Source organism: Rhodococcus sp. 06-1460-1B, from assembly GCF_002258475.1.
In the GTDB taxonomy this organism is placed as follows: domain Bacteria; phylum Actinomycetota; class Actinomycetes; order Mycobacteriales; family Mycobacteriaceae; genus Rhodococcoides; species Rhodococcoides fascians.
In genome coordinates this window covers 252,835-268,243 of sequence record NZ_NOYS01000019.1, presented here as the reverse complement: position 1 = coordinate 268,243, position 15,409 = coordinate 252,835, and the positions used below count along the sequence as shown (strand labels likewise).

14 protein-coding genes are annotated in these 15,409 nt (G+C 61.5%); 8 read left to right on the top strand and 6 right to left on the bottom strand.

The features are described 5' to 3' along the window. Positions 1–9: 9 nt before the first annotated feature. The gene (locus CH268_RS09420) at positions 10–444 is read left to right on the top strand and encodes a GNAT family N-acetyltransferase (RefSeq protein WP_217900902.1); all 435 of its coding nucleotides are present in this window, start codon (positions 10–12) and stop codon (positions 442–444) included. A gap of 147 nt (positions 445–591) precedes the next feature. Here the strand turns inward: CH268_RS09420 and CH268_RS09415 are convergent, their stop codons facing one another. Beyond that, positions 592–1,206 (bottom strand): hypothetical protein, encoded by a 615-nt coding sequence (locus tag CH268_RS09415; protein WP_139278401.1) that lies wholly within the window; start codon positions 1,204–1,206, stop codon positions 592–594. 500 nt (positions 1,207–1,706) lie between these two features. On the opposite strand from CH268_RS09415, the gene CH268_RS09405 reads away from it, so the two are divergent. After that, positions 1,707–2,930, top strand: coding sequence for an IS110 family transposase (locus CH268_RS09405; RefSeq protein ID WP_094663533.1), 1,224 nt, complete (start codon positions 1,707–1,709; stop codon positions 2,928–2,930). A 146-nt stretch (positions 2,931–3,076) separates the two neighbouring features. Here the strand turns inward: CH268_RS09405 and CH268_RS09400 are convergent, their stop codons facing one another. Further along, entirely contained in the window at positions 3,077–3,742 is a 666-nt protein-coding gene (locus CH268_RS09400) for an epimerase (protein ID WP_094663531.1), read from the bottom strand. A 99-nt stretch (positions 3,743–3,841) separates the two neighbouring features. After that, complete coding sequence (locus tag CH268_RS09395; protein ID WP_032406119.1) at positions 3,842–4,141, bottom strand: putative quinol monooxygenase; 300 nt, start codon at positions 4,139–4,141, stop codon at positions 3,842–3,844. A 173-nt stretch (positions 4,142–4,314) separates the two neighbouring features. Between CH268_RS09395 and CH268_RS09390 the strand changes: the two genes are divergently transcribed. Beyond that, on the top strand, positions 4,315–5,223 hold the full coding sequence (locus CH268_RS09390) for an AraC family transcriptional regulator (RefSeq protein WP_032392177.1): 909 nt from the start codon (positions 4,315–4,317) through the stop codon (positions 5,221–5,223). A 512-nt stretch (positions 5,224–5,735) separates the two neighbouring features. On the opposite strand, the gene CH268_RS09385 is transcribed toward CH268_RS09390, so the two are convergent. The 3 genes from CH268_RS09385 to CH268_RS28180 are packed head-to-tail and all read right to left on the bottom strand — an operon-like array spanning position 5,736 to position 7,831. Further along, positions 5,736–6,731 carry a hypothetical protein gene (locus CH268_RS09385; protein WP_255182332.1) on the bottom strand — a complete coding sequence of 332 codons (996 nt, stop codon included), beginning with the start codon at positions 6,729–6,731 and terminating at the stop codon, positions 5,736–5,738. Further along, the gene (locus tag CH268_RS09380; protein WP_141215119.1) at positions 6,701–7,030 is read right to left on the bottom strand and encodes a hypothetical protein; all 330 of its coding nucleotides are present in this window, start codon (positions 7,028–7,030) and stop codon (positions 6,701–6,703) included. The genes CH268_RS09385 and CH268_RS09380 overlap by 31 nt, the downstream gene beginning before the upstream one ends. Before the next feature lie 21 nt (positions 7,031–7,051). Then, positions 7,052–7,831, bottom strand: coding sequence for a hypothetical protein (locus CH268_RS28180; protein WP_255182331.1), 780 nt, complete (start codon positions 7,829–7,831; stop codon positions 7,052–7,054). A 347-nt stretch (positions 7,832–8,178) separates the two neighbouring features. On the opposite strand from CH268_RS28180, the gene CH268_RS09370 reads away from it, so the two are divergent. From CH268_RS09370 to CH268_RS09350, 5 genes are all read left to right on the top strand, one after another. Continuing rightward, entirely contained in the window at positions 8,179–9,645 is a 1,467-nt protein-coding gene (locus tag CH268_RS09370) for a sugar transferase (protein ID WP_255182330.1), read from the top strand. Positions 9,646–9,858: 213 nt separating this feature from the next. After that, on the top strand, positions 9,859–11,178 hold the full coding sequence (locus CH268_RS09365; RefSeq protein ID WP_094663529.1) for a UDP-glucose dehydrogenase family protein: 1,320 nt from the start codon (positions 9,859–9,861) through the stop codon (positions 11,176–11,178). A 491-nt stretch (positions 11,179–11,669) separates the two neighbouring features. Continuing rightward, the gene (locus CH268_RS09360; protein ID WP_094663527.1) at positions 11,670–13,181 is read left to right on the top strand and encodes a sugar transferase; all 1,512 of its coding nucleotides are present in this window, start codon (positions 11,670–11,672) and stop codon (positions 13,179–13,181) included. A 61-nt stretch (positions 13,182–13,242) separates the two neighbouring features. Then, positions 13,243–14,265, top strand: a complete 1,023-nt coding sequence (gene gmd, locus CH268_RS09355) for a GDP-mannose 4,6-dehydratase (RefSeq protein WP_037147620.1) — start codon at positions 13,243–13,245, stop codon at positions 14,263–14,265. Next, positions 14,262–15,257 carry a GDP-L-fucose synthase family protein gene (locus tag CH268_RS09350; protein ID WP_094663525.1) on the top strand — a complete coding sequence of 332 codons (996 nt, stop codon included), beginning with the start codon at positions 14,262–14,264 and terminating at the stop codon, positions 15,255–15,257. Before gmd ends, CH268_RS09350 begins: the two co-directional genes overlap by 4 nt. Positions 15,258–15,409: the final 152 nt, after the last annotated feature.

Sequence of the window (15,409 nt, the reverse complement as noted above, 5' to 3'; positions counted from 1 at the left end):
CATGCCTGAATGCGGGCTATCGTCAGCATTTCTATGCTATTCGGCATGGCTATCGATTTCCGAGTCCGCTTCGACGTGGATGATGTCCAGCTATCGCAGCTTCATCACGATGCGTTCGGGGGGAACTACGAGTTGGTGCCGTGGGGATCTCGGTTGCAGCGCCACAGCAAATCGTGGGTTGGTGCCTTCCATGGCACTGTGCTGTGCGGATTCGTGAACGCAGCATGGGACGGTGGCAAACACGCGTTCCTGCTCGACACCGCAGTTGCTACGGAATGGCGACACCAGGCGATCGGCACCAGGCTCGTCTCCCATGTCGCTTCCGATCTACGTACAACCGATATCGAGTGGCTGCACGTCGATTGCGAGGCACATCTAGCCGAATTCTACTCTGTGGCATGTGGATTCGATTCAACCTCCGCTGGAGTGCTGCGGCTGAAGTGACTGTCGACCGTGAATTCGAGCCTACGGGGAAGGCGATTACCCGATCTGACCGCGGTTTCGCCGGTAGTTCAGGTCCCGGCAGCGCTGTGGGTGACGCGGGAATCGATCGATTAGAACAGAACAGATCTCATCCACGACAGGTGATCGTTACCGAAGTAGTCGACGCACGAGCAGAACAGAACCGCCGGCGACGACAATCACCATTGCGACCACACCCAGAAGAATCGTCCCCGCCCCGTCGTCACCCGTGCTGCCGTCGTCGACCATGTCACCTTCGATCGCCAACGGTGTCTCACTACCGGTAGGCGCGGCAGTGGAACTCGTCGACGTCGTCGGCCATTGGTCGGCGAATGCTGGACTCAGCTCGTCGAGAGCTGCTGTCGGGCTGCACGCACCGTCCGCGTAGGAAGCCAAACGAGTGAGATCGCCGCTCCCGGAGTCCTCGCCCGACGCGAACGGAGCGAGGAAGTATCGTTTGCCGATATCGAAAGTGCGTGCATTCGAATTGTCCTGAGGTGCAGCAACCTTCACAATCTCGTTAGCTTCTACACCCTTGATGCCAGTGTCGATGGCGAACGTGTACACGGCCACCGGAAGTCCACCCGACGGAGGGCGAGGGGTCGTCTCCACAGCAGTCGGAGTCGCTATCGCAGCTATCGCAGCTCGATCGCGGGCGAAGGTCACCCGTTCTGTTTCCGATCCGAATCCCACACAGTCCGCAGAGGCTGTGGGTGCAACCAGGACACCGAGCGACACTGTCATCAGCACAGTCAACACCGCTCGGCAAACCCTTCGGTGGGTCGGGAAACACCGCATCGGTTACTCCTTCATGAGGGATCGACCGTCACGCTTTTCTCACCGACGTAAACCCAACGGTTTGTTCCAGGATGGCAAGTAAACCCTGGTGCAATCCCTGGCACAAGTAAACGAGCAACACAATTTTCCAAAAGCCGGATCCCCGCTTCCTGCCGAGGATGATGCTCGACGCTACCGCGACACCGAGCCTGGCCGATCTCAGTCTCTCCCGCACAATCACCTCTAAAATCGTCCCCACCTGGAGGTGATCACTTCAGGTGCCCGACGACGTTCGAGGCGAGGCTGACAATCACCCGCCGTTGGTGTGGCTTTGGTGGGATGGCCACCTCGTCCGTCGCGGACACTCCGGCCGCTGATTGAGACACGTATCTGCGAAAGAGTCGCTACTTAGAGGAATGCCGGCGGAGCCGTCCACCCAGTCGGGGCACTTCGACGGAAGGGACTCTGTGACAGCACAACCGCAAGCGGTGTGGATCGGTATCGACATCGGTAAGACTCACCATCAGGCCGCGGCGATCGACAACACCGGCCGGCAACTGTGGTCGGTCCGCGTCCACAACGACCAACACAGCATCGAACGTCTCCTCGACAAGGCGCGCACGACTGACGGCTCACCCGTGATCCGGTGGGCGGTGGATCTGACATCACCCGAATCAGCTCTGCTTCTCGCTGTCCTCGTCGCAGCCGACCAGACGGTCACCTACGTGCCTGGGCGAGTCGTCAACCGCATGACCGGTGCCTTCCCCGGTGAAGGCAAAACCGACGCCAAAGACGCCGTGGTCATCGCCGAAACGGCTCGCCTACGCCGCGACCTGACCACGATCACGACCCCGGACGACGTTGTCGCCGAACTCGGACTATTGACCGCCTACCGGGCGGATCTGATGGGGGAGTGGGTTTCCCGCATCAACCGACTCCGTGCACTTCTACTGCGGATCTTCCCTGAACTCGAGCGTGCCTTCGACTACACCACCCGCACCGGACTGGCCCTGCTCACTCGCTACTGCACCCCAGCCGCGATCCGCACCGCCGGCACCGACGAGATCGGTACCCATCTCCGCGAACTCGGTGTCCGACGGCCGACAATCCCCGGTATGGTCACCAAAGCGCTCGCCGCCGCCGAGGCGCAAACCGTTGCAGTACAAGCAGAATCGACCACCGAACAACTCGTCATTCGTCTCGCCGAGCAGCTGCTCGACCTAGACCACGAGATCAAAGCTCTCGACAAACAGATCGTCGAACGCCTCCGCAGTCACCACCAGGCCCACATCATCGAGAGCGTCCCCGGTATCGGCGCGCGCCTGGGAGCCGAGCTCCTTGCCATCACCGCGGGTGACCTCGCCGCATTCGGCACCGCCGCCAAGCTGGCCGCCTACGCAGGGCTTGCTCCCGTTCCCAACGATTCCGGAACCCGCACCGGAATCCTGCACCGTCCCAAGCGCTACCACCGACGACTACGACACGTCCTCTTCATGGCGGCCTTCAGCAGTGCGCAAAGAGAAGGACCGTCACGAGAGTTCTACCAACGTAAACGCGCCGAACACCAACGACACGTCCAGGCCACCATCGCACTCGCTCGCAGACTGGTCGACGTTCTCTGGGCATTACTGCGTGACCAACGTGAATGGCGGCCAAGTGGCCCGCTCGGGGTTGCATCTGTGGCTGCATAGATGCAACCGCGAGCGAGTGGGCACATTCGCAGGAGTGAGGACGAGTCGTCGCTAACCGAAAGGGACGATGGATCGGACTCCACCCGAATAGGTTTGCTGCTCGCATTCTGCGCCGCAGCCCGCCCATGCGGACTTTTAAGTGAGCGTCAGGAGGCCGCGAGTTGGTTGATGTGGGCCGTGGCCAACACATGACGGGGCATGCCGCCGCCTGCGGTTCGGATCATCGCGTGACCCAGTTGCAGGCTCGTGGTGACGTAGCGTGGGGCGATTCTCCGCAGCACGGGGTAGAGCGGGCCGAGCACCTTGTACAGCACGACGTACAACGCAGTCTTCGATGTTGTACCGGGCAGAGGGAGGACGAACGCGGGGCGGAACATGTATGCGCGTGGTGACAGTGCCAGCAGAGCGTTCTCCGTCTCGCCCTTGACGCGCGCCCACATCATGCGGGTCGTGCCAGTGCTGTCGGTGCCGACGCCGGAGACGTAGGTAAAGACGAGATCGGGATCGGTGGTCAGCAGTGCCCGGGCGGCGGCCAGGGGGAAGTCGTAGGAGACCCGGCGGTACTGCGTCTCACTCATCTTGAAGGCAGAGGTGCCCAGACAGTAGAAGCAGGCGTCGAACCCGACCAGATCGTTCTGAACGGTGGTGAAGTCGGCGAAGTCATCGTGGGCAAGTTCGCGGAGCTTGAGGTGGGCGCGACCGGTGGGTGTACGGCCTACGGCGAGAACATCGGTGACCTGCTCGTCACGCAGGCAGGCTTCCAGTACTCCTTGCCCGATCATGCCGGTGGCTCCGAAGATGACAATGCGCACAATGGATCCTTTTCCTACGGTCAGCGGTGGTGTCGGCTCGGTTGCTGTGGATGGTTTCGGGCATGGGAACCCGATGCCGGTGAGCCGGCGGATTCGAGCTCAGGCGTTGATCTCTTCGTAGAACTCGATCCTGAGAGGTGCGGCGAGTAGTTCGCCGAATTGCGCCATGACCTCGCCGCCGGTCTCGGCTCGCCATGCGGCATAGGCCTCTTGGTCGCGTTTGTCGTCCCATTGCTCGATCAGTGCGAATGCGGTGTCGTCGTCGGCGCTGCGCACCACCCGTACGCCGATGCAGCCGGGCCGTGAGCGGGTGGCGGCCAAGGTCTCGCGGTAGAAGTCGACGACATCGTGACTGCGGCCGGGTTTGGCTTGGGCGTGCAGGATGACAGTGAAGGCCATGGGGAACTCCGATTGTTCGGTGAGCTGGATGGATGACCGTCAGGCGCGCTGTGTGCCTGCCCGCCGCAGCTCGAATCGGCGAGAAGTGGGTCCTGTCCAGTCTGACGTCAAGACTTTGGATTGTGAATCATCGAGACGCCGCAATACCTTCGCCAGAGTCCTAGATTGTGTGTATGGATCTCATGTCCGATCTTCTCCGGATCTCCCACGCGCGATGCGTGCTGTCCGGCGGTATCTCCGGATCAGGTGCGTGGGCAGTACGGTCCCCGGCCCCGGGACGGATCAAAATTCTGGGGGTCATCCGCGGGTCCCTGTGGTTTCGGCTCGACTCCGAACCAGCAGACCTGAGGGTCGACGCGGGCGAGGTTCTGGTGGTGGACGGCCGCACGTCTTTCGACATGGGAAGCGATCTGCATGAATCGCCGGTACAGCTGCGGGAGAACGACCCGGTTCATCCGATCGATCGCGACGCCGACCACGTTTGCGTCACCGCGCACATCGAGTTGTTCGACGCCGCCGACGACTTCCTTCGAGACGCAATCCCACCCGTCCTGCATCTACACGGTCGAGCGCGCGAGGCGACGACTGCGGCCTGGGTCCTCGAGGAGCTCTTCGACGAATTCGCCCACGAACGCGCTGGTCGCACGGCTGCCTCGGCTCAGCTGACGCAGTTGCTGTTGGTGCAGGTTCTTCGGGCATGGGTGGCAGCGGCGGATGAGCTGCCATCAGGGTGGGTCCGTGCCGCCGCCGATGACCGGTTGCGTCCGGCATTGCAGCTCATGCACGCCGATGTGGGCAGAGATTGGCATATCTCCGAACTTGCTGCGGCGTGCGCGATGTCGCGGAGCAGCTTCGCCCACCGGTTCACCACGACCGCCGGCGTTCCTCCTCTCACCTATCTGTTCAGGTGGCGAATGCGCTTGGCCGAACGGTCGCTGGACGATGGATCGTCATCGGTAACCGAACTCGCAACGCAGCTCGGCTACCGGTCCGAGAGTGCTTTCAGTGTCGCGTTCAAACGTTGGTCCGGGCTCGCGCCGAGTCGATTCCGGCAACGCGACCCGCGATCGGACCTGTCCTGAGCCGGTCTCGATCCAAATGTCGTTGGCTGACAGGCGAAGCCACGACCTGCGACAGCGAAGGTCGTCGTCATGGCCGCGATCAGTGCCGCCCGGGGCGATGCTCACTCAGGCGAGTTCAACCGGCGCAGGACACCGGAATATGCATGGCACGCCTACACCGTCATCGCACTCGGCTGCAGACATGCGATGTCTAGGCGCGCCACGGCAGCGTCATCCATTTGCTTCACGCATTGAGATCCTTCAAAAATTGTCCCACCTGGAGGTGACCACTTCAGGTGCCCTTGCGGCCGACCCGCAAGCACTCCAGGTCGCGCGCCACGGCGTCGAGCCGTCGACTCGGCAGAAAAGAGTTCGGACACAGCCTAATTGCTCACCGCGACGTGTGGAGCGCATCCTTTGGACTCACTGCCATGCCCTTCGATTGCACAGGACGCTCCACTCGACGGTTCAGCAGCGGGGATTCCGCGACACGGGCCTCAGAGTGGAGCGCACAGTGCACTGACCGGCACCGCTCACCCGGTACGGGTCAGCGCGGCCATGGCCTCCGCCGGGATTGTGCGGTAGTATCCGAATCCCGAGGCGCGTTGGCAACCATCGAGCTCGAAGGATACGAAGGAGCGGCCCGATCCGTCGGGCCTGTGCAATTCGGTCGATGCAATACGGGTACTGGTCTGATTGCACGCCGGCGCAATTGGCGCGTCCGCCACCGACCTGACAAGCCGAGCGCTGTCCGATCGGCTCATTGTTGTCAGAGACCCGACCGCTTCGACTGGCGGTTCCGCAGTCGTTTTGGCGACCGTGCACAACTGCAGCCGGTCCACGTCGTCTATCGGCATCACCAAGGAGGGAACCACCAGAGCATCGCGTTCCTTGGCGGCATCCACTTGCTCGGGTGTCGTGTGGTCGAATCCCACTCCGTAAGAGCTGCGTTGGCAGGTTGTGCTGTATCTGTCGTCGTAGCCCGTGGAGTGTGAGGAGCGGGATACTTCGGTGAGATCGGCGAGTGCTTCGACCGGTGCGTTCTGCAGACCGCACGGACTCGCAGGCCACGCAGGGCGGAATGCCTCGCCGGCATCGTCGACGAACCACAGACCAGCCGGTGGGATCATGTCGTAGACGCACGATGCCACGACATTGTCGGGGAAGCGTTCGGAATCAACCGAAAATGAGGCGTCGACGGCATCGATGTTGCCTTCGAGTCGTACCGAGTCCACCGTCTGAATCCCGGACTCGTCGATGCCTCGCTCGCATCGCAGCACCGCAACCGGCTCGAAGTTCCTTGGCGGGTAACCCGGATCCGGAGCATCGGACGTCAACGCCGGATCCCACGGCCCAGAGCCGGTCAGTGCGGTGTAGATGTTCCCGTCCAGACAATCAGGGGCGGAGACAATCTTCGCCGTCGGGGGACGGTAGGAGACGCGGTCGGCCAATGGGTTCAGGTTGGTACACGCCCATGCGGCCGCGACTGCGACGCCCATCAGAAGTAGTGACGATCCGACGCGACGCATGCCGAAAGAGTAGTCGCACAGAACGCTCCACTCGACGGTTCAGCAGCGGGGATTCCGCGACATCGGCCCCAGAGTGGAGCGAGAGTTGCAGCGCTACGACCCCGCACCACGTCGAATGCCGGCTTGTGGGTGAAGTCCGCCCGCAGCAGTCCAAAGTTCTGCTCGGCATCGGCGGGGTCGGTTCCAGAGTCACGTAACGAATGCACGAAGACCGGCCCGATGTAGGGCAGGGTCGACGCCTCGTTCAGGCTCCCCATGAATCCGGCTGCCCCGGCGGCGTACATCTGCCGCAGGAACATCACCGGCGTCCATGCGAATCCTCAATCCCCTGGCGTTCGACGAAGGCTGGCAATGATGTCGTCGATCGTGCCGCGCGAGATCGACCGGTCTGTCTGTTGTTCGGCCAAGACCATGAACACGGCGACGGTCGCATTCGAAAAACCCTGCATTGCAACAATGTCGATGGATGCCGCTGGTGGATCGCAGTCGTACTCTTGCAGTAGATTCGATGCAGTGACGGTGTACCGAACCGCCGGTGCGCCATTGATCTGCAGGTTGACGGGCTCCGAGTACTGAATAACGGCGTCGTCGTCGGGGGCCCGCCGAAAAATGATGTCAGTTCGACGACTCACTTCCAACGCCGCAGTCTGTACGTCCACTCCGCTACGGCCGGTGATTCCGGTGCTTGCCTTCGAGACTCCGTCCCGAAACTCGGGACAGTATTCGTATTCGAACTCCGCGAAGTCGCCGAAGCGCAGTGACTCCTCGTCGTTCTCCCACCCCATAACCCCACCCCGCTGGAATTGCCAGTCTCCCGGCACTGTGTAGCGGATGCCGTATTTGGTGTCGATGGGGATCGGGTCGCCGTCAGGAACGTCGTTCTCCGGGGGAGCAAATTCCATGGATGGAAATCCTGGCGGAGGCTTCGAGGCAGTCGTGGTTCCCGTCGGCGGCAGCGTTGTGGCTGCCTCCGACGTCGGCGCGGTGACGCCCTGGTACGAGTTCGGTGCTTGTGGGCCGAGCTTGGGCAGCAGGTAGCCGACCGCCAAGAACAGTCCCAGTAACGCCGCGACGCGCAGTAGACGCATTTTCAGACTCACAACGCTCCCCCCGAAGTCGCCACACGCTAGCACCTCGGTATCGGTCCGACGTTCGACCGACAACCCTTGACTTCGATCTGACGATTCGGAGCTAATGAATGGGCGGGAACCTCCCGAGGGGGAGTTCCGAGAGCCGTTTGCAACGTAGCGGACACGTCGAGGCAATCCCGCAAAAACATGTAACGACCTGCGTCTACCTGCCGATCTTCATCAGGACAAAGCAAGTAGGACCAGCTAGTCTGCTCCGTGGGGTGGCACGCAGTCGTGTCGATCGCGCAGGGCGCGATACAGCGGATGCATAGGGGAATCAGTTGGCGATCAGCGGCTCGGGCGCGCTGGGATCGGTCGTGTCTCGACGCGACGCTCGGCGGTTGCGCAAGGTGACCTCCCGTCGCGAGTGGGAGTCGCACTACATCGATGGACTGCGCATCACCGACACGCTCGTGGTGCTCCTCGCCGTGACGGTTGCGCAGATCATCCGTTTCGGTGAGATCGACTTTCGCAATCCATGGTCGATTGCCGGCTACATCGGCGTATCGGGTGCCCTCGCTCTTCTGTGGCCGACGTTCCTCGCCATCTTCCGCACCCGTTCCCCTCGGGTCATCGGCAATGGCTCGGAAGAGTATCGACGCATCATCTCGGCCACGTTCCGCCTCTTCGGCACCGTGGCAATTCTGTCTCTGCTGTTTCGCTTCGACATCGCGCGTCTGTACCTCGCCATCGCATTTCCCGTCGGCCTGATCGGGTTGCTGCTGAGTCGATGGGGATGGCGCAAGGTGGTCGCTCGCAAGCGTGCGCGCGGTGAGTATCAGACGGCGGTGCTCATCGTCGGAAGTCGGAGCTCGGCGTTGTCGATGGCTCGGTCGTTCGAGCGTTCGCCCGGAGCGGGTTACAGCGTGGTCGGCATCTGCCTGCCCAACTACGAGCCCAGCAGCGCCGCGTCCTTCACCATCGACGGCATCGACATTCCGGTGCTGGGGGACGAGCACAGTGTCGTCGAGGCAATCGAAGTCTCCGGCGCAGACACCGTCGCAGTGACGGCAACCGAGCACATCGGCCATCACGGGCTCCGAAAGATGGTGTGGGACCTCGAGAAGAAGAAGGTCGATCTCGTCGTTTCTCCCGGCGTCATGGATGTCGCCGGCCCGCGCCTGGTGATGCGGCCGGTATCGGACTTCCCGCTCATCCACGTCGAGAAGCCGCAGTACAACGGGGCCAAAAAATTCGGGAAGACGGCCTTCGACCTCGTCTTCGCCGCGTCGGTGTTGCTGTTGATCTCGCCGATTCTGCTCACCCTCGCCGTGATCATCAAGTTCACCAGCAAGGGCTCGATTTTCTACAGGTCCGAGCGAATGGGTATGGACGGCAAGCCGTTCCAGATGATCAAGTTCCGCAGCATGGTTCAGGATGCAGACAAGCGGGTGCAGGATCTCGCTGCCCTCAACGAGGGTGCGGGCGTGCTGTTCAAGATGCGCGACGACCCCCGCGTCACATCCGTCGGCAAGGTGATGCGCAAATACAGCCTCGACGAGCTTCCGCAGTTCGTCAACGTCCTCACGCGCGAGATGAGTGTGGTGGGTCCGCGGCCGCCACTGCGCAGTGAAGTCGAAACGTACGACGGCGAAGTGCGGCGACGGTTGCTGGTCAAGCCGGGCATCACTGGCCTGTGGCAGGTGAGTGGCCGATCTGATCTGTCGTGGGAAGAGAGCGTCCGTCTGGATCTCTCGTACGTCGAGAACTGGTCCATGACAGGCGATTTGCTCATCATCGCGAAGACAGCTGTCGCGGTCGCCAAGAGTGAAGGCGCGTACTGACGGCGCTGGATGGATTGGCCCCACTGTTGTTCCGTTATGTTCGTGTCTCTCTGACAGTCGCTCAGTTTGGCTACCGGGCTCCCGGGTAACTTCTCAACGCTCATTTGTCATTCAGCCGGTATTGTCCGGAAGTTGTCTTTGGGCGCTCACAATGTCGACCCGATACTGCGGAACCGTCAGGGTTGCGTTCGAGACCGAGGAGATTGCCGACGTATGCGCATCACAGTGTTCGGAACCGGGTACCTGGGCGCTACCCACGCAGCGTGTATGGCAGAGCTGGGACACGACGTCCTGGGAGTCGACGTCGACGAGTCCAAACTCCGCAAGCTGGAATCCGGTGAGGTGCCATTCTGGGAGCCCGGGTTGACAGAGGTTCTGCAGCGCAACATCGCTGCCGGCCGTCTTCGCTTCACGTCGTCTTACGCAGAAGCTGCCGAATTCGCCGAGGTGCATTTCTTGGGTGTGGGAACTCCTCAGCGACGGGGCGAGTACGCCGCCGACATGAAGTACGTCGACTCAGTTATCGAGACGCTCGCACCGTTGCTGACCAAGCCGGCCGTGATTTTCGGTAAGTCCACAGTTCCCGTCGGCACCGCCGAGCGGCTCGGCAGCATGGCCCGCGAACTAGCCCCGGCCGGCGATGGCGTCGAGGTTGCCTGGAACCCCGAGTTCTTGCGCGAGGGCTATGCCGTCACAGACACTCTGCGCCCGGACCGTCTGGTGCTGGGTGTCGATCGTCAGCGGCCAGGCAGGGCGGAGGAGCTGGCCCGCGAGGTTTACGCGCAGCTGCTCGACGAGCAGATCCCTTTCCTGGTGACCGACTTGGCCACGGCCGAGCTGGTCAAGGCCTCTGCCAATGCCTTCCTGGCCACCAAGATCTCGTTTATCAATGCGATTGCCGAAGTATGTGAGGCGGCCGGAGCAGACGTGACCGTCCTCGCCGACGCCATCGGCCACGACGAGCGCATCGGTCGCAAGTTCCTCAACGCCGGCATCGGCTTCGGCGGTGGCTGCCTGCCCAAGGACATCCGCGCGTTCATGGCCAGGGCCGGCGAGCTCGGTGCCGATCAGGCGCTGACGTTCCTCCGCGAGGTCGACAACATCAACATGCGACGACGCACCCGCATGGTCGAGTTGGCGCGGGAGGCGTGCGGCTCGCTGCTCGGTGCGCGGGTGGCAGTGCTGGGCGCGGCCTTCAAGCCCGACTCCGACGACGTTCGTGATTCACCGGCACTGAACGTGGCCGGTCAAATCCAGCTCCAGGGTGCCACGGTCAACGTGTACGACCCGAAGGCGATGGAGAACTCCAGGGCGCTGTTCCCCACGCTGGCGTACAACAACACCGCTCTCGAGGCCTGCGAGGGTGCCGATGTGGTGTTGGTTCTGACGGAGTGGAAAGAGTTCAAGGCCCTGGTTCCCAGCGACCTGGACGGCGTGGTGCGCAGCAAGAAGCTGATCGATGGCCGTAACTGCTTGGACCCGGAGCAGTGGCGGGCGGCGGGGTGGAACTACCGAGGCCTGGGTCGTCCCTGAGCGCGACCAGGCACTTCGATCGCACAATTCATTCGATGGAATGAATTGTCGGCCCGTTGTGCTTGCAGGTATCTGTAATTCGCATTCACGCACACTGTAATATGAGGCGAACGCCTTGCTTTGCACACGACGACAAGTGCTGTCGTTTGTTAAAAGCGGTCGACGCCGCGATTGACGGGTAAATTACCCGATAAACAGCGCCGAACACTGTGAGTGATCACCAAAGTGCGTCGATCGTGCTCGTGTGTAACGTTTTTGGACCTCGCGGCGGTTACACCTTGGAAGTCCCAGCCACCTGTTTCGCCTCGTCAGCGTATGTGTGGTAAACCGAACGGACGCTGTTATTTATCTGTGATCTGCGCCGCTCGCGTGGTGCTTCGCATAGCAGCGTGGGACCATTTCAATTCGATACCAGTTGCATTCCGGATTGGTTCGGATGTCAGACCAGCGTCCACCGGAGGTGGCGCAGTAGCGCAGAAGGAGGGGAGCAGGTGGCATCTGTCGGGGCTGCACCACGCTCACTCTGGGGCTCCTCGCGCCGGCTCGAGGACCCTAAGACTCGCAAGCTCACGTCCAGGCATGTGTGGGAACGGCAGTACATCGCCCGCCTTCGCGTCACCGACATACTGGCCGTGGTCCTGTCCGTCGGCCTCGCTCAGATAGTGCGATTCGGTGACGTCGAGATGTCGGGCCTCACCAACTCTGCGATCTACACCGGCGTGTCCGTCGCACTTGCCGGCTTGTGGATCGCGTTCCTGGCTATTTTCCGAACCCGGTCACCCCGCGTCATCGGTAACGGAGCCGAGGAATATCGCCGCATCGTGTCGGCCACCTTCCGGCTCTTTGGTGTCATCGCGATCGTCTCGCTGTTGTTCCGTATCGAGTTTGCGCGTCTCTATCTCGCCATAGCCCTGCCAGTCGGGTTGATGGCTTTGCTTGTCAGTAGGTGGCTGTGGCGAAAAGTGGTCACTCGACTTCGCAGCGATGACAAGTACAAGACATCGGTTCTGATCGTCGGAAGCCGCGGAGCTGCGGTGTCGATGGCAGAGTCCTTCGAGCGCTCGCCGTCCGCTGGCTATGCGGTGGTGGGTATGTGCATGCCCGGTTACGAGGTGCCGATCGATGGGATCGTCCACGTCGAGGGGGCCGACATCCCGGTGCTCGGTAGTGAGAGAGACGTCCTCGCGGCGATCGACGAGTGCGGTGCCGACACTGTTGCGGTGACAGCCACCGAACACCTCGGCCACAAGGGCATTCGTAAGATGATCTGGGATCTGGAAAAGAAGGATGTCGACCTCGTGGTTGCGCCCGGCGTGGTTGATGTGGCCGGCCCTCGTTTGGTGATGCGGCCAGTGGCTGGCTTCCCTCTTATCCATGTTGAGAAGCCCCAGTACAACGGCGCAACTCGTTTCAGTAAGACCGCGTTCGATCTGACATTTGCGGCGCTCGTTCTCTTGATGATCTCGCCGATTCTGCTTGCCGTCGGGATCGCGGTGAAAGCGACGAGTCGCGGACCTGTGCTCTACAAGTCGGAGCGGATGGGTATCGACGGCAAACCGTTCTCGATGATCAAGTTCCGCAGCATGACCGTGGATGCGGACCAGCAGGTTGCGCAGCTTCTCGACCGCAACGAGGGTGCCGGTGGCGTGTTGTTCAAGATGCGTGACGATCCGCGGGTAACACCTGTCGGCAAAATTTTGCGACGTTTCAGCCTCGATGAGCTTCCGCAGTTCATCAACGTTCTAAAGCGCGAAATGAGCGTCGTGGGCCCTCGACCGCCACTTCGGCGCGAGGTAGAGACCTACAACGGCGAGGCTCGACGGCGCCTGTTGGTCAAGCCCGGGGTCACCGGACTGTGGCAAGTCAGTGGGCGATCGGATCTTTCGTGGGAAGAGACTGTCCGGCTTGATCTTTCGTATGTCGAGAACTGGTCGATGGTAGGAGATCTGCTGATCATCGCCAAGACCATGAAGGCCGTAGCTGGAAGCGACGGAGCTTACTGAGCTGCATGTCCAAGTTCATTACAAAGCCAGATCTGTGCTGGGCATTAGAGGAGTGGAAAAGATGAAACGCGCACTGATAACCGGCATTACCGGCCAGGATGGCTCGTACTTGGCGGAACTGCTGCTGAGCAAGGGCTACGAGGTGCACGGCCTCATCAGACGGTCGTCCACCTTCAACACCTCACGCATCGATCACCTGTACCAGGATCCACACGACAAGGACGCCAAGCTGTTTCTGCACTACGGCGACTTGAGTGACGGAGCGCGACTGGTCACTTTGCTCACCGAAATCCAGCCGGATGAGGTTTACAACCTGGGTGCTCAGTCCCATGTGCGCGTCAGCTTCGACGAACCCGAGCACACCGGCAACACCACCGGCGTCGGCTCCATTCGCCTGCTCGAGGCAGTACGCCTCGCTGGCCTGCAATGCCGCTTCTATCAGGCGTCGAGCTCCGAGATGTTCGGCGCCACTCCGCCCCCGCAGAACGAAGAGACCCCGTTCTACCCCCGCTCGCCGTACGGCGCAGCCAAGGTCTACGCATACTGGGTTACCAAGAACTACCGCGAGGCGTACGGAATCTTCGCCGTCAACGGCATCCTGTTCAACCACGAATCTCCCCGCCGCGGTGAAACATTCGTCACCCGCAAGATCACCCGGGCTGTCGCACGTATCAAGGCCGGACTCGAGCAGAACGTCTACATGGGCAATCTGGACGCCATCCGCGACTGGGGCTATGCACCCGAGTACGTCGAGGGCATGTGGCGGATGCTGCAGGTCGATGAGCCGGACGACTTCGTGTTGGCCACCGGCGGTAACTTCTCGGTGAAGGACTTCCTCGTCGTCGCCTTCGAGCGAGCCGGTTTGGACTGGGAGAAGCACGTCAAATTCGACGAGCGCTATCTGCGTCCCACCGAGGTGGATGCTCTGATCGGTGACGCGAGCAAGGCAGAGGCCAAGCTCGGCTGGAAAGCGACGGTCCACACACCTGAGCTGGCGAAAATCATGGTCGACGCCGATATCGCGGCCCTCGAACACGAAGGTCGCCCGTGGATCGACCGCCCTGCACTGCCGGATTGGGCATGAGTACCGCTGAGACGGATGCGTCGAGGGCATCCGACTACACGCCCGGTCCGCTCGACCGTGATGCGTCGTTCTACGTTGCCGGGCACCGCGGGCTCGTCGGATCGGCGATCTGGCGTCAGCTGGAGGGGCGCGGATTCACGAACTTGATCGGAAGGTCGTCGTCCGAGTTGGACCTCAAAGACCGTGACGCGGTCTTCACGTTCTTCGAGGAAACTAAGCCGGCAACGGTGGTGCTGGCAGCCGCCAAGGTAGGCGGGATCTTGGCCAACAGCACGTACCCGGTCGATTTCCTCTCGGACAATCTCCGTATTCAGGTGAACGTGCTGGACGCAGCGTTGGCGCAGAACGTGCAGCGTGTGTTGTTCCTCGGGTCGTCGTGCATCTATCCGAAGTTGGCACCGCAGCCGATCAAGGAGGAGTACCTCCTCACCGGGCATCTTGAGCCGACCAACGATGCTTATGCCATCGCGAAGATCGCTGGCATCCTGCAGATTCAATCGGTACGTAAGCAGTACGGCCTGCCGTGGATCTCGGCCATGCCGACCAATCTGTACGGCCCAGGCGACAACTTCTCTCCTAAGGGCTCGCACGTCTTGCCCGCGCTCATTCGTCGCTACGACGAGGCCCGCAGAGATGGTGTCGAAAAGGTAACCAACTGGGGTAGTGGTTCTCCGAGACGCGAGTTCTTGCATGTCGATGACATGGCCGCCGCGTGCATTCACTTACTTGAGCACTACGACGGACCTGATCAGGTCAACGTGGGCACCGGCGAGGACGCGACGATTAAGGAGATCGCCGGTATTGTCGCATCCGCAGTCGGCTTCGAGGGCGAGACCGAGTGGGACACCTCCAAGCCAGATGGGACGCCTCAGAAGCTACTCGACGTAAACAAGCTGCGGCGTGCGGGTTGGAAGCCCCAGATCGATCTCACCGCAGGCATTGCTTCCACGGTGGATTGGTATCGCGAGCACTTAGGAGACCTCCGAACTTAAACAGCAAACCCAACTTGGACGACGATTGGATCTATCTTGGAAGGGGATTGTAGTTAACATTAGTATCCGAGAATTGGTCCATACGGTGGTTCTCGAACTTATACGCTGAGCGGCTCGGGCAGAAGCTGCCCGGGAAGGCTCACAGTTATAGC